12 protein-coding genes are annotated in these 13,526 nt (G+C 49.6%); 11 read left to right on the forward strand and 1 reads right to left on the reverse strand.

Going from position 1 to position 13,526, the window contains the following annotated elements:
* The first annotated feature begins 91 nt into the window (after positions 1-91).
* From AC3WQ3_RS17510 to AC3WQ3_RS17560, 11 genes are all read left to right on the forward strand, one after another.
* A complete protein-coding gene (locus AC3WQ3_RS17510) occupies positions 92-676 on the forward strand; it encodes a TetR/AcrR family transcriptional regulator (protein WP_303621386.1) in 585 nt (194 codons plus the stop codon).
* Between the two features lie 38 nt (positions 677-714).
* Positions 715-2,004: a cytosine permease gene (locus tag AC3WQ3_RS17515; RefSeq protein WP_492472926.1), complete on the forward strand. Its 1,290-nt coding sequence runs from the start codon at positions 715-717 to the stop codon at positions 2,002-2,004.
* 4 nt (positions 2,005-2,008) lie between these two features.
* The gene (locus tag AC3WQ3_RS17520) at positions 2,009-3,124 is read left to right on the forward strand and encodes an S-methyl thiohydantoin desulfurase family protein (RefSeq protein WP_153976953.1); all 1,116 of its coding nucleotides are present in this window, start codon (positions 2,009-2,011) and stop codon (positions 3,122-3,124) included.
* On the forward strand, positions 3,121-4,704 hold the full coding sequence (locus AC3WQ3_RS17525) for an ROK family protein (RefSeq protein ID WP_492472927.1): 1,584 nt from the start codon (positions 3,121-3,123) through the stop codon (positions 4,702-4,704). Before AC3WQ3_RS17520 ends, AC3WQ3_RS17525 begins: the two co-directional genes overlap by 4 nt.
* Positions 4,705-5,198: 494 nt before the next feature.
* Positions 5,199-6,377: a DUF4317 family protein gene (locus AC3WQ3_RS17530; protein WP_154892986.1), complete on the forward strand. Its 1,179-nt coding sequence runs from the start codon at positions 5,199-5,201 to the stop codon at positions 6,375-6,377.
* A gap of 33 nt (positions 6,378-6,410) precedes the next feature.
* Entirely contained in the window at positions 6,411-6,803 is a 393-nt protein-coding gene (locus AC3WQ3_RS17535; RefSeq protein ID WP_492472928.1) for a hypothetical protein, read from the forward strand.
* A gap of 51 nt (positions 6,804-6,854) precedes the next feature.
* Positions 6,855-7,562: a DNA alkylation repair protein gene (locus tag AC3WQ3_RS17540; RefSeq protein WP_492472929.1), complete on the forward strand. Its 708-nt coding sequence runs from the start codon at positions 6,855-6,857 to the stop codon at positions 7,560-7,562.
* A 252-nt stretch (positions 7,563-7,814) separates the two neighbouring features.
* Complete coding sequence (locus AC3WQ3_RS17545) at positions 7,815-8,624, forward strand: ABC transporter ATP-binding protein (protein WP_193723337.1); 810 nt, start codon at positions 7,815-7,817, stop codon at positions 8,622-8,624.
* Positions 8,625-8,715: 91 nt separating this feature from the next.
* A complete protein-coding gene (locus AC3WQ3_RS17550) occupies positions 8,716-9,471 on the forward strand; it encodes an ABC transporter permease (RefSeq protein ID WP_492472930.1) in 756 nt (251 codons plus the stop codon).
* Between the two features lie 103 nt (positions 9,472-9,574).
* Positions 9,575-10,585: an ABC transporter substrate-binding protein gene (locus AC3WQ3_RS17555; protein ID WP_492472931.1), complete on the forward strand. Its 1,011-nt coding sequence runs from the start codon at positions 9,575-9,577 to the stop codon at positions 10,583-10,585.
* A gap of 276 nt (positions 10,586-10,861) precedes the next feature.
* Positions 10,862-12,220 (forward strand): LLM class flavin-dependent oxidoreductase, encoded by a 1,359-nt coding sequence (locus AC3WQ3_RS17560; RefSeq protein WP_492472933.1) that lies wholly within the window; start codon positions 10,862-10,864, stop codon positions 12,218-12,220.
* A gap of 112 nt (positions 12,221-12,332) precedes the next feature.
* Here the strand turns inward: AC3WQ3_RS17560 and AC3WQ3_RS17565 are convergent, their stop codons facing one another.
* A complete protein-coding gene (locus AC3WQ3_RS17565; RefSeq protein WP_492472934.1) occupies positions 12,333-13,274 on the reverse strand; it encodes a helix-turn-helix domain-containing protein in 942 nt (313 codons plus the stop codon).
* Positions 13,275-13,526 lie beyond the last annotated feature (252 nt).

Consider the following 13,526-nt stretch of genomic DNA (forward strand, 5'->3'; position numbering starts at 1 on the left):
TGACATAGCAATTAATTGCATTGATTTTTATGCAGATAATTGTATAATCTACTTAATTAACGTTAATTAGAATGGAGAAAAGGGGATGACCATGACCACCAGAACGAAGCTGAAGGAAGCCGCGCTGAGATTATTTGGGCAGAAGGGCTACGATGGGACGGCATTATCAGAAATTGCGAAGGAGGTCGGGGTCAAAACACCGGCAATCTATGCCTTTTTTGAGAGCAAGGAAGATCTGTTCATGACGGTCTTCGAAGAATCGATGAGCGCCTATAACGAATATATCCAAGCGATGGCGGAAACCAGCAAAGGAATGAATACGGAGAAAAAACTGCATGCGCTGCTGCTTCGCCAATATGATTTTCATCGAAACAAAACAGAGCTTGCCGTGTTTGCCTTCCGGTATTTGATTTTCCCGCCGGATTTCCTATTGGAAAGAATGCAGGAGGCATTCGGACGTTTCGATACATTGCTGAGCAGCATTATCGGCGAGATCATGCAGGAAGGTCTGGATCGCGGCGATTTGGCTGCCGTTCCGATGGAGACGCTGGTGGATTCGTTCCTGACCTTGATGGACGGGCTGGGCATGCAATATTACTACTATAAATCGCCGGAGCTGTTCGAACGGAAACTGAAACATGCCTTTGAGATGTTCTGGAGATCCGTCGCAGCTTAGGCAATCAACAAGATTGTACAGAAAGCAGAGGGTGGAACATGAGCAACGATACGAAAATAGAAGATTACGAACGGGAACCCGTACCCCAGCATTTAAGAAAATCATGGCTGTCAATGGCATTTGTCTGGATTGCGATCGGGATTGATCTATCCGCCATGTTTCTGGGAGCACAGCTCGGCGCAGGCATGAGCATCGGTGACTCGCTTACTGCGGTCATCGTAGGTTCCGTCATTTTGGGTATTATCGGGGCAGTGTGCGCCTATGTTGGGGCCAAAACAGGCTTGTCCACGGCCATGATCAGCCGGTTTCTGTTCGGGAACAAAGGAGCACTCATTGTCTCCGTCATTCTCGGAATTTCATCGCTGGGCTGGTTCGGCGTACAGGTCGGCTTCTTCGCTTCCAACTTCCAGACGGCGTTAAGCGAGCTGTGGGGTTGGCACTGGTCGCTCTGGGTACTGTCGATGATTGGTGGACTGCTCATGATGTCCACGGCGATCTGGGGCTATCGGGCCATTGAGAAACTAAGCGTCTGGTCGGTACCGCTGCTCGTTGTATTTATTATTTTCGCGCTGGTCTTGGCGCTGAACGGCGAAGGCGGAAGCACGGTCTGGTCACCGTTCGAGGGTGAGGCAGTGCCGATGGGAACGGCGATCTCGCTGGTCATTGGAATCTTTATCCTGGGGACAGCACTGTCTCCTGACATAGCACGCTGGGCCAAGACACCCAAACATGCGATTACGGCTGCGTTTGTCGGTTTCTTTGTCGGCAACAGCTTCATGACGATCATTGCCATCTTCTTGTCTCGGTCGATGGATTCCGACGATCTGACCGGCATCTTCCTGACGCTCGGACTCGGCATTCCCGCCATTCTCGTGCTGACACTGGCACAGTGGACAACCAACACGAACAATTTGTATTCCGCAGGATTGGGTTTCTCCGTCGTATTCAGACGAGTGCCCAAATCCGTCATTACAATCATTGCAGGTTTGATTGCGACAGCACTCGCTTGCTTTGGTATTTATGACCGTTTCATGACGTTCCTCACATATATCACGATGCTTGTTGCACCGCTGGGCGGTATATATACGGCAGAGTATTTGCTGGTGAACAAAAACAGATTCTCGTTTGAAGGGCTGGACAATAATCGGAGCTGGATTCCTCGCTCCATCGTGGTATGGGTTCTTGCCACATTCTTCGGATTCATGACAACGATGGCTCCGGATGGACTTGGTTGGTTCCAGGTGACGCAGGTTCCGGCGCTGGACAGCTTCTTGATGGCATTTATCGTACAAGCCATCATAGGCAAATGGGTAGCAAAGAAGGGATGAAAGCATGAACAAGGCAGCAAGATTAACTACACTTGATGAACAGGCTATTGAATATATTGCAATTGGCGCAGCGGTGCTGGGCACAGGCGGCGGGGGCGACCCGCATGTCGGTAAATTGATTGCCATGGAGGCCATCCGCAAGCATGGGCCGGTCCGAATCGTACAGCTTGAAGAACTGGATGATGAAGGACTTGTCGTACCGGTATCGATGATTGGTGCACCTACAGTGATGCTGGAGAAAATCCCTTCGGCAGAACAGCTGACCAAGCCGCTGGATTTGATGGAAAGAGAGCTTGGCCGTAAAGTGGATGCCGTCATGCCGATCGAGGTCGGTGGCGGCAATTCACTCGTTCCGGTCATTGCGGCGGCGCAGCGCGGAATTCCGCTTGTGGACGCCGATGCGATGGGGCGGGCTTTTCCCGAATCGCAGATGGTCACGTTCCATCTGGAAGGCATCCCGTGCAGTCCAGTGGCGATGGCAGACGAGCGCGGGAATAGCGCGTTGATGCATACGATTGATGGCGTATGGGAAGAGCGCATGGCACGTGCGCTGACCGTAGAGATGGGCGGTTCTGCTTCCATCTGCGATTATCCGGTATCTGGAGCGCAGGCGAAGCAGAGCGCCATCGGGGGGACGCTGACGCTCGCTTATGAGATCGGGCGGACGCTTTTTGAAGCGAAGCAGGAGAAGCTGAATCCTGTGCATGAACTGCTCACGAAGCTGCATGGACATGCCTTGTTCCATGGGAAGGCCGTGGATATCCGCCGCCGTATGGATGGCGGTTTTACACGGGGCGAAGCGGTATTTGAAGGCACCGGGGAGAACAAGGGTAAAACGATGCGGCTGTTCTTCCAAAACGAGTTTTTGCTCGCTACCGTTGACGACCAACCGCTGGCGATTACGCCTGATCTGATCACACTGTTGGACCAGGATACGGGTATGCCGGTAACGACGGAGAATCTGAAGTATGGTGCCCGGGTGACGGTAGCAGGCTTGCCATGCGATGACAAATGGCGTACACCAAAAGGTATTGAGACGGCGGGGCCGCGATACTTCGGATACGATTTCGACTATGTGCCGATTGAGACGTTGGTTTTGAAAGGAGGTGCGGCGCAATGACCAAGGGTACGATGACTGAACCAAACACAAACCAGGTTTACCGGATCGGCATTGATGTAGGGGGCACGAATACGGATGCCGCCCTGCTGGATTCCAACTTGCACTGCGTGCACAAGGTCAAGGTTCACACTACGGCTGACGTTAACGAAGGCATTGTAGAGGCTGTTCGCCGCCTGCTGCAGGAGAGCAGTGTGAATGGCGCGGACATTCGCTACGCGATGCTTGGCACTACGCACTGCACGAATGCGATCGTGGAGCGCAAGCATCTCGGCCGGGTCGGCCTGATTCGTATCGGCGCTCCGGCAACGACAGCCGTTCCGCCGCTTGCTGGCTGGGACGAATCGCTGCGCGCGGCGGTTGGACCGCATAGCTATATCGCCTCTGGCGGTTATGAGTATGATGGACGTAAGATCGCGAGTCTGGATGAAGCTGAGATTGCTGAACTGGCCAACCGGATGAAGGGCGAGGTTGACGCTGTAGCGGTGTGTGGGGTCTTTGCCCCGGTGAACCGTGACCAAGAGAAGCGGGTTGGCGAGATCATCCGCGAAGTGCTGGGTGCTGACATACCAGTTACCTATTCCAGTGAGATTGGCAGCATCGGACTCCTTGAGCGGGAGAATGCATCTGTGCTGAACGCGGCACTGCTGCAAGTCATTGCAGGTGTCGTACGCGGCTTTGAAGAAGCGCTGAACGGCTTCGGCATCCATGCGCAGCTCTACATTTGCCAGAATGACGGCACATTGATGAAGAGCGAATATGCACTCCGTTATCCGATTCTGACGATTGCCTGCGGACCGACGAATTCCATTCGCGGCGCTGCACACCTGTCCGGTCTGACGGATGCGCTGGTCGTTGACATTGGCGGTACAACAACGGATATTGGTGTGCTTGTGCAAGGCTTCCCACGCCAATCGTCGGCTGCGGTGGATATCGGCGGCATTCGCACGAATTTCCGGATGCCGGACATTTTGTCCATTGGTCTCGGCGGCGGTACCATTGTCCGGTTGGATGACGCTGGCGGCGTAACGGTTGGCCCCGACAGCGTTGGCTATGAGCTGACGAAACGGGCCCTCATCTTCGGCGGTGATACGCTGACAACGACGGACGTGGCGGTGAAGCTGGGCCGGGCCGTATGGCCGGGCACCAACGCGGATGCGGTGGACGAAGCCGTGTGCCGTAAGGTGGATGCCGTCATACAGCAGAGCCTGGAGGACGCCATTGACCGGATGAAAACGAGTGCCGATCCAGTTGATGTCATTCTGGTTGGCGGCGGCAGCCTGCTGGTGCCGGAGACGCTCGCCGGGGCGAGCCGAATCATCCGGCCAGACAACTATGATGCGGCGAATGCGATCGGCGCAGCACTGGGAGAGGTTAGCGGCGAGTCGGAGCGTATCTATTCACTGGACGACTGGAAATATGACGATGTCATGCAGGATGCCAAAGAGAGCGCCGTGAACGAGGCGACGGCAGCTGGCGCGAACCCGGAGACGGTACAAATTGTGTCCGTCGAGGACATTCCAATTGCCTATTTGCCAGGCAACGCACTGCTCGTGAAAGTGAAGGTTGCGGGCAAGCTGTAATACCATAAACGATATGCCCTCTATGCTCTGTAGCATTATCTGCTGCATGAAAAGCATGGCACAACCAATCAGGCATTCATTTAACGCTTCTCGGCGCGGAATGATGCATAAACAGAATAATATGAATATGAACTGGTGGTACGGATCAAATTCCGTATCACCTTTTTATTTGGGAGGATAGTTTTACTTGATGAGATAGGATTAAGAAATGCAGGGAAACTGCAGATCCATACTCCAGTGGATAGCGTTCTTTTTTTGATATCACCGTAATGGTTCAGGTTCGGGAAAAGGAAAATAAGCACAATGAAGTAAGATGTTTATTTCAAGGAAATGCCCTCGACTCGGGTATCTAAATATGCCACAATAGAGGATCAGGTGCACGGGAGAATGGACCCGCAGGCACAGCAATGCAAGCCGCAAATCGCTAACAAAATAACGCTCAATAATTTATACTAAATAAGCCAGAATATATCGAAGGAGCTGCCGAGCCCGCTATGAACAAAAAAGAAGTTGCCAACATCCGCAAGCAATTTAAGATGGATCACGATCTACTGAATATTTACGATATCCTCAATGTCTATATTACGAAGGAAACGAATGAAGTCTATCACTGGGAGCGCCATCCGTTTGAACTGGTGGACCGGGAGAAGCAGGAGTTATACATGGGAAATTTCAAAAAACTGCTGACCGGCGAACTGGATCAAAAATTGTTCGAACTGAAGTTTCAGGAAGAAGCCGAAGAGCCTGCGCAGGTACTGCTTCATCAGGCACTCGTAACGGGTGATCCGGAAGAATGGCAGGACATGATGCTGCTGCTCGTGGACCGAATGCTGGCGGATGCCAAGTATGAGCGGGACATGGTGGTCACATTTGTTCGGGGACAGTATTATTTGCCGACCAAGGCGAGAAACGATGAAGCGGAAGAGAGCGAGAAGAATGAGGTGTTTGCCCATCCGTTTATCTTATGCAGTGTGAACTCCACGGAGAAACAGCGGAAAACTCTCCTGTTCGATTATGTGGAGCGGGAGTTCAAGTACAATGTCATTGTCGATCCGATTATCAAGTTAAGCACGCCGGAGCAAGGATTCCTGTACCCTAGCGTGACAGACAATTATTCCGATGTGAATCGGATTCTATACTGTACGGGAAAATCGAATTTCCCGGATCCGCATTTTGTCGAACAGGTATTGAATGGAGAAAGATCCGTGACGGCACTTGAAGAGCGAGCGATCTTCGAAGATATCGTCAAGGAAGTGGCTGGGGAAGAGCTCGATTCAGCTACCATTGCTCAGGTGTACGAAGAGATTAACCGGGTGATTGAAATCAACGAAGAGTCGAAGGAGGAAGAGCCTCCGAAGCTGGATTATAAAGATCTGGAGCGTGTACTGAACGCCAGCGGGGTGGAGGATGTGACGACCGAGAAGGTGGAACGGGCATTCGAAACGATCGTGGACAATAAAAACTATGAGATGAAAGCGACCAGCGTTATGCCGAAGTTTACTTCCAAGTCCATCAAGATCGAAACCAAGGTCGCTACGATTTCGATCAGTCCGCAGGATTTGAGATACGTCAAGCAGGTGAATTTCCAAGGGAAACGCTGCATCATGATTGAAGTGGACGAAGATGTTGCGATTGAAGGCTTTACGCTGGCGTCAGAGACACTTATCCAATAAAAAAGCATTAACGCAGGCAGGAGATGACTTACGATGAACAGACTGCTTATGACCCTGATTGCGGCCGCAACGATGTTGACGGCTTGCCAATCGAACCAGACGGATACCGTGAACCCCTCGGGGAGCAGCGAACAATCCACACAGACCGAGACGGCGCAGCCAAACAACGAACCAACCGAAGAACGTACAAGCCAGAGCGAGTGGTCTTCCCTTCCCGAATATGACATGATTGTTCAGAAGGTTGATTCCCAGGATTATACCTTTCGAACGGTAACCGATAATGAAAATGAACGGATTCTCTTACTCACGAACCAAGATGGTAAGGAGAAATACAAGACCATTTTTATCAAAAACACAACTCGTCTTAAAATCATTGACATTGATGGAGGCGGACAGCTCTTCAACGATGTTTTGGAAAATAACTGAGGCCTGGAGTAGACAAAATAGCCCAATTTCAATATGAAGGAGCGCTGCGTAATGAATTTGGAAGAAGTGATGCAGGAGCTTGAGGCACTTGGCAAGGAGCGCACGAAAAAGATATACATGTCGAATGGTGCTCATGAACCACTCTTCGGCGTGGCTACAGGTGCGATGAAGCCGATCGCCCGCAAAATCAAAAAGGACCAGGCATTAGCCGAGCAGCTGTACGCAACAGGGAATTACGATGCGATGTATTTTGCGGGTGTTATTGCTGATCCAAAAGCAATGACGGAAGCGGATTTCGACCGTTGGATTGAGGACGCATATTTTTACATGATCTCCGATTTCATCGTTGCCGTTACACTATCCGAGACAGATATTGCACAGCAAGTCGCAGATCGGTGGATTGCTAGCGGCGAAGAACTGAAGATGTCGGCAGGCTGGAGCTGTTATTGCTGGCTGCTGGGCAATCGTCCGGACGCTGAGTTCTCCGAGGATAAGCTGAGAGGGATGCTGGAGAACGTGCAAGCCAAGATCCATCAATTTCCCGAGCGCACCCAGTATTCGATGAGCAACTTCGTGTATACCGTGGCCGTATCCTACGTTCCGCTGCATGATAAGGCTGTCGAAACGGCGAAGGCGATCGGTCCCGTTGAGGTTCAGAAGGACAAGCCCAAGAGCAAATTCCTAAATGCTTCCGATAATATTCAAAATGCCGTAGATAAAAATCGGATTGGTTTCAAACGTAAATATGTAAGGTGTTAAAGGAAGGCAATGCACGTGATTTTATCTGGATTTCACATGGTGAATATACATTATTTTCAAGTAGTTGTTGACAATCCAACAGCTCTAAAATATAGTAAACACATCAGATTAATGTAAATTGTGGTTGTTCAAATGTTAACCATTGAATGGAAGCTGACTGGTTTATCCAGAGGCTCAGAGGACAGCGCTAGTCGTTGTCAGCTGAGCCTTTTTTGCTTAGGTACCCCAATATAAATTAGAGAGGTGAAGTCAATGGCTGCTGCTGAAAAAATCAGATTTGAGAGTGTCACCAAAACGTTCACGGTCCGCGATCCCAAGCAAAAGGAAGCAACTCAGGCATTTACTGCTGTAAAAGACCTGGACTTTTCGGTAAGAAAAGGTGAGTTTATCACCATCGTGGGTCCGAGTGGCTGCGGAAAATCAACCTTGCTTGATATGATCAGTGGACTATCCTCACCGACACAAGGACGCATTTTAATTGATGGCCAAACCATTACTGGCCCAGGGCTTGACCGGGGCATTGTCTTTCAGCAGTACGCTTTATTTCCGTGGAAGACGGCACGCGGCAATATTGAATTTGGTTTGGAAGCCAAGGGTATTCCGAAGCAGGAGCGTAAGGAGCAGGTGGAGCATTTTCTGTCGCTAGTCGGGCTTACTCACTTCGGAGACCGCTATCCGCATGAGCTATCCGGGGGGATGAAGCAGCGTATAGCCATTGCCAGAAGCCTTGCCTTTAATCCGGATGTCTTATTGATGGATGAGCCCTTTGCCGCATTGGATGCCCAGACGCGTGAATCCCTGCAAAGTGAACTTTTACGTATTTGGCAGAAGACCCAGAAGACCATCATTTTTATTACACATGGTATCGATGAGGCGGTTTATCTTGGAGAACGAGTAGTGGTATTGACGCCAGGACCCGGTATGGTGAGACAAATTGTGGATATTCCGCTTCAATCACGATTGGAGGATGCGGATATTCGCTCCCATCCCGACTTTGTGAAGGCCCGCCATGAAGTATGGAGTCTGCTGCATGAACCTGAATACCGCGGTGCTTATATCTAATTGATCAAAGGAGTGTATTCCCATCGAATCTGTAAAGACTGCCCATTCAACCCTACGGCTTGGTAAACGAAGTCCTGCTGCCTTTTCTGGTATGCTGAAGTTGTTCAAACAGTCGATCGTGTTAATTGCCTTGGTCTTACTATGGGAGATTGCGCCAAGGACAGGCTTGGTAGATGCAGCGTTTTTCCCTGCCTTTTCCGAGGTCATCCGGGCATTGTGGAGTTTGATCGTCTCAGGTGAGCTTTTCACTCACTTTCTCGCGAGTATCATTCGTTCATTCAGTGGTTTCACCTTAGCCTTACTTATTGCAATCCCGTTAGGATTACTGATTGGCTGGTATCCATTAGCCAGACAGCTGTTGAATCCCGTGCTGGAATTGTTTCGAAATACGGCTGCATTAGCGCTGCTTCCGGTATTCATGCTGCTGCTGGGAATCGGTGAAACCTCCAAGATTGCGATCGTCCTCTTTGCCTGCACATGGCCCATTCTTCTCAATACGATTGCTGCTGTCGGCAGCGTTGATCCCTTGCTGATCAAGGCAGCAAGATCGATGAATATTAAATCTTTCAGATTGTTCCTCAAGGTCATTCTGCCGGCATCGGTTCCCACGATTTTTACGGGGATTCGCATGGCAGGGACAGGGGCTATCCTGGTACTTATAGCTGCTGAAATGGTAGGGGCCAAGGAAGGCTTGGGTTATCTCATTACGTATTCCCAATATAACTTCCAGATTCCTCAGATGTATGCCGGGATATTAACCATTGCTCTGCTGGGGTTGTTAATCAACCAAGGGCTCAGCATGCTGGAACGTAAATTTTCCAAATGGAAACAGCAAGTGAATGAGTAGTTCTGTTCAAATATTCCCTCATTATTTTTTTATCATTAATCCTTACTAAATCAATTGAATTAATGCGTTATGAATAAGCATCGTTTGGAGGAGGAGAAGCGAGATGAAACGAACATTAGGCATTCTTGTACTTGCAGGCTTGGTCAGTGGTGTCCTATCAGGCTGCTCAGATCCCAAGACCTCCGCGAAGAGCGGAGAAGAAGATCAAGTTCTGCAATATCAGTCTTCACCTGGAAGTGTTTCTTTTCCGGAGCTGGCTGCAGATTTGGGCTACTTGGGGGACTTGAAACTGGAATCCATAGGCGACAGCGTTGGGGGACCGGAGAGCATTCAATTAACGGCGACGAAACAAATCGACTTTGGATCAGCTTTTAATGGAGCCATTATCAAATCCTACTCCCAAAACGTAAAAATAAAATCGGTCGTCGGCTCATATGGCAGTGATGAACATACGTACATTGGCGCCTATACCCTTGGGGGGACGCCAATCCAATCGGCCAAAGATTTTATTGGGAAAAAGGTAGGCGTCAATATTCTCGGGGCCCATTTGGAGTTTGTCCTCAAAGACTATTTACGACAAGGCAATCTGACGGAAAAAGAAATTGAACAGGTCACGTTGGTGACTGTCCCAAGTTCAAGTGCGGAACAGGTGCTGCGGAATCAACAGATCGACGTGGTGATGTTAAGCGGAATCGGCCGGGACAGGGCTCTGGCAACAGGAGGAATTACTGAAATTTTTAGAGATATTGATGTGTTTGGTAAGGAGTTTACCGCAGGCGACTATTTCTTCAGCGAGGATTACATCCGGGAGAATCCGAATACGGTGAAGCAATTTGTTGACGGGGTTGCCAAAGCCATTGACTGGGCTCAGACCACACCTAGGGAGGAGGTCATCTCGCGGTTTGAGGATATTGTGAATCAGCGGGAACGCAAGGAAACGACGGAAAACCTTAAATATTGGAAGAGTACAGGCATATCGGAAAAGGGAGGCGTCATTACTCCATCGGAATACGGAACTTGGATCGACTGGCTTGTGGCGAATGGTGAGTTAAAAGAAGGTCAGTTAAAACCGGAAGACTTATATACCAACGAATATAATCCGTTTGCTCAATAATCTTTTCATATATACCGCAAAATTCAAACACACGTTAACGGAGGAGGCAGTACCGATCTGGAGAAGCGAAGCGTTCGCCTGAAAGCTTTCTGAAAGAAAGCTGCATCGGAAGCATAGGCTTATCACCGGATTTTCCCCTTAGAAAAAGGGAATCAAAAAATCTGGGGATAACAGCGATCGGAAGATGGTACTGCACTCGCAGTGGCCTTGTGTGATAGATAAGTGTGGTTTATATGAATAAGTTTTTAACCAAAATCAGATCAGGGAGTGGTTCGTATGACTAGAAAACAAATGAAACTGGGAGCTTTCATTAATCTGCCGGGACATCATGTAGCAAGCTGGCGTCATCCTTCTTCAGGTGCAGGCCGTGCATTCGATCTGGATTATTTAACGGAGATTGCACAGACCGCTGAACGCGGTAATTTCGATATGATCTTTTTCGCCGATGTCCTGGGCCAGCGGCTTTCCGGTAATGCACACTCCTCATTGAAGCTGGACCCGGTTATCATCATTTCGGCCCTCGCGGCTGTGACGAAGAATATAGGGTTAACGGCCACGCTGACCACAACCTATAACGATCCGTACCATGTTGCGCGTAAATTCGCAGCGATTGACCATCTATCCAAGGGACGGGCTGCCTGGAATGTCGTCACATCCGCCAACGAAGGAGAAGCTCTTCTGTTCGGTAAAGAAAAGCATCTGCAGCACGCGCTCCGGTATGAACGTGCTGAGGAATTCGTGGACGTTGTCAAGCAGCTATGGTTGTCCATCGAGGATGAGGCGCTTGTCATCGACAAGGAAAATGGAAGATATTTGGATGTAGAGAAGGTACATCCGGTTAACCATGAGGGGGCATGGTTTAAGGTGCAGGGAGCCCTGGATTCCCCAACAACACCGCAAGGGCATCCCGTGATTGTTCAGGCCGGATCTTCGGAATCCGGCAAAGAGCTGGCAGCGAAGACGGCTGAGGTCATTTTTACAGCTTGGCAAACGCTTGAAGAGGCACAGGTCTTTTATCGGGATGTCAAAGGCCGACTGGCTAAATACGGACGCAAGCCGGATGATCTGAAAATCATGCCTGGTGTGTTCATTACGGTGGCCAAAACCGAAGCAGAAGCCCTGCTGAAGCAGCAGCAGTTAAACAGCTATATTCTGCCTGAAGTGGGATTAGCATATCTCTCTGCTTTTACGAATATTGATCTGTCCGGGTATGATGTCGATGAACCACTTCCGGAGGCAAGCTCCATCGAAGATGAGACCAATCCCCGAATCCGCTATAACATCATTCGGGAAATTGCGAAACGGGAGAATCTACAATCGATACGTGCTATCTATGAACGAATCGCAGGAGCACGCGGTCATCGGGAGATTGTCGGAACTCCGGAACAAATTGCGGATCAATTGGAAGAATGGTTCCTGAATGATGGTGCAGATGGCTTTAATATTATGCCGCCTCATTTCCCGGAGGGCTTCAACGATATCATCGAACTGGTGGTCCCTGAATTGCAGCGGAGGGGATTATTCCGTACCGAATATGAGAGCAGTACCCTTCGAGGGAATCTGGGGCTGTCTGTACCTGCCGTAAAAACACCCGAAAAGGCATTAACTGGTGCGAGCACAGGTGAAATTGTGTAAGGCATTGGCATTAACATAACGCAGCCGTTCATGGTTGCGTTTTTTTGTTGGGCCAACGAAGTGACCTCCATAGGGAGAAGGAAGCTTATCTTCTCGCCTTTTAAGCCTGGTCCTAGACCCATCCCGTAAACTCCAGTATGGATGCTTTGGCAGACTGTACTTCGGTTTGTGCACTTTTGCGCCACGCTTTGGGGGACTGCCCCATCAGTTTGGAGAAGCAGCGATTGAAGCTGGAAATGGAATGAAAACCGACTTGCTCGGAGATCGACAGAATGGAATGGTCGGTGCTCTTCAGCTGCTTGCAGGCCTCTTCAATTCGTGTGCTGTTGATGAATTCGAGAGGTGTCGTTCTCATAATCTCATAAAATTTTCTGCGGAAATGCGTTGTGCTCAAGTGGCACAGATCGGCCAAAAAGTCGATGGTTATGGGGGTCATGTAGTTCTTGGTGATGTGCTCGAGTACAGGGGAGATGACAAGGTCCCCTTTCAAGCCATGATCTGTACCCTGTTCTGACAGAGGGCGATTCCGGGAATGAATTCGAAGGAGCTCGATATACAGGGATAGCATCATGCCGTAGGCACTTTCCTGATAATAGGGATTCTGCTGTCTCAACTCCTCTACGATCGATGTGGCAAGCGTGTACACCTTGGGATGCTGCTCCTTGCTGAGCACACAGTTCATTCCCTGTACTGCCCACAGATTTGGCTCAAAATCACGGTATGTACCTTTTAATGAATGCTGAAACAGGTCCTCCGGCGAAAAGAAAATATAAGCCCACAAACTGGCTGTGCCAGGCGTGCTGTACGTTGTATGAGGAAGATATCGCGGAATGAAGGTCACATCGCCGGCCTGAAAGGGGACGGATTCTCTCTTGATCTCCATAATGCCGCTGTCGGAGTAGCAGATGCCAATCTCCAGATGGTTATGAAAATGAAGATGCTCGCTCTTGATATCGGATATTTTCCAGCGTTCACCGCTTAATAGCAGGACGGGAAAATGGATGGGCAGGCTGTAATGACGGTATTCAATAACAGGCTTCTTTTTTTTAGGCATATACGATCCCCCTATTTGTTAATTGGAGTCCATTTTAATTAGAAACTACGGCAAAGGTAACCTTTAAAAAGGATGAACTTCTACAATTACACGGTAACGGAGAGGGCTGAACAAATCTGGAGAAGCGAAGCGTTCGCCTTTATCGCCTGATATTTCCCATAGAAAAGGAATCAAAAAATTCTGGGGATAACAGCGATCGGAAGATTGTTCTGACAGCGGAGTGACTTAGTGTGAACCTTTGAGTTTATTCAT

Source organism: Paenibacillus sp. FW104-T2 (assembly GCF_058789975.1).

Excerpts from the sequence above, each read along its gene's own strand:
- AC3WQ3_RS17510 (WP_303621386.1), top strand. The coding sequence starts at position 92 with ATGACCACCAGAACGAAGCTGAAGGAAGCCGCGCTGAGATTATTTGGG.
- AC3WQ3_RS17515 (WP_492472926.1), top strand. The coding sequence starts at position 715 with ATGAGCAACGATACGAAAATAGAAGATTACGAACGGGAACCCGTACCC.
- AC3WQ3_RS17520 (WP_153976953.1), top strand. The coding sequence starts at position 2,009 with ATGAACAAGGCAGCAAGATTAACTACACTTGATGAACAGGCTATTGAA.
- AC3WQ3_RS17525 (WP_492472927.1), top strand. The coding sequence starts at position 3,121 with ATGACCAAGGGTACGATGACTGAACCAAACACAAACCAGGTTTACCGG.
- AC3WQ3_RS17530 (WP_154892986.1), top strand. The coding sequence starts at position 5,199 with ATGAACAAAAAAGAAGTTGCCAACATCCGCAAGCAATTTAAGATGGAT.
- AC3WQ3_RS17535 (WP_492472928.1), top strand. The coding sequence starts at position 6,411 with ATGAACAGACTGCTTATGACCCTGATTGCGGCCGCAACGATGTTGACG.
- AC3WQ3_RS17540 (WP_492472929.1), top strand. The coding sequence starts at position 6,855 with ATGAATTTGGAAGAAGTGATGCAGGAGCTTGAGGCACTTGGCAAGGAG.
- AC3WQ3_RS17545 (WP_193723337.1), top strand. The coding sequence starts at position 7,815 with ATGGCTGCTGCTGAAAAAATCAGATTTGAGAGTGTCACCAAAACGTTC.
- AC3WQ3_RS17550 (WP_492472930.1), top strand. The coding sequence starts at position 8,716 with ATGCTGAAGTTGTTCAAACAGTCGATCGTGTTAATTGCCTTGGTCTTA.
- AC3WQ3_RS17555 (WP_492472931.1), top strand. The coding sequence starts at position 9,575 with ATGAAACGAACATTAGGCATTCTTGTACTTGCAGGCTTGGTCAGTGGT.
- AC3WQ3_RS17560 (WP_492472933.1), top strand. The coding sequence starts at position 10,862 with ATGACTAGAAAACAAATGAAACTGGGAGCTTTCATTAATCTGCCGGGA.
- AC3WQ3_RS17565 (WP_492472934.1), bottom strand. The coding sequence starts at position 13,274 with ATGCCTAAAAAAAAGAAGCCTGTTATTGAATACCGTCATTACAGCCTG.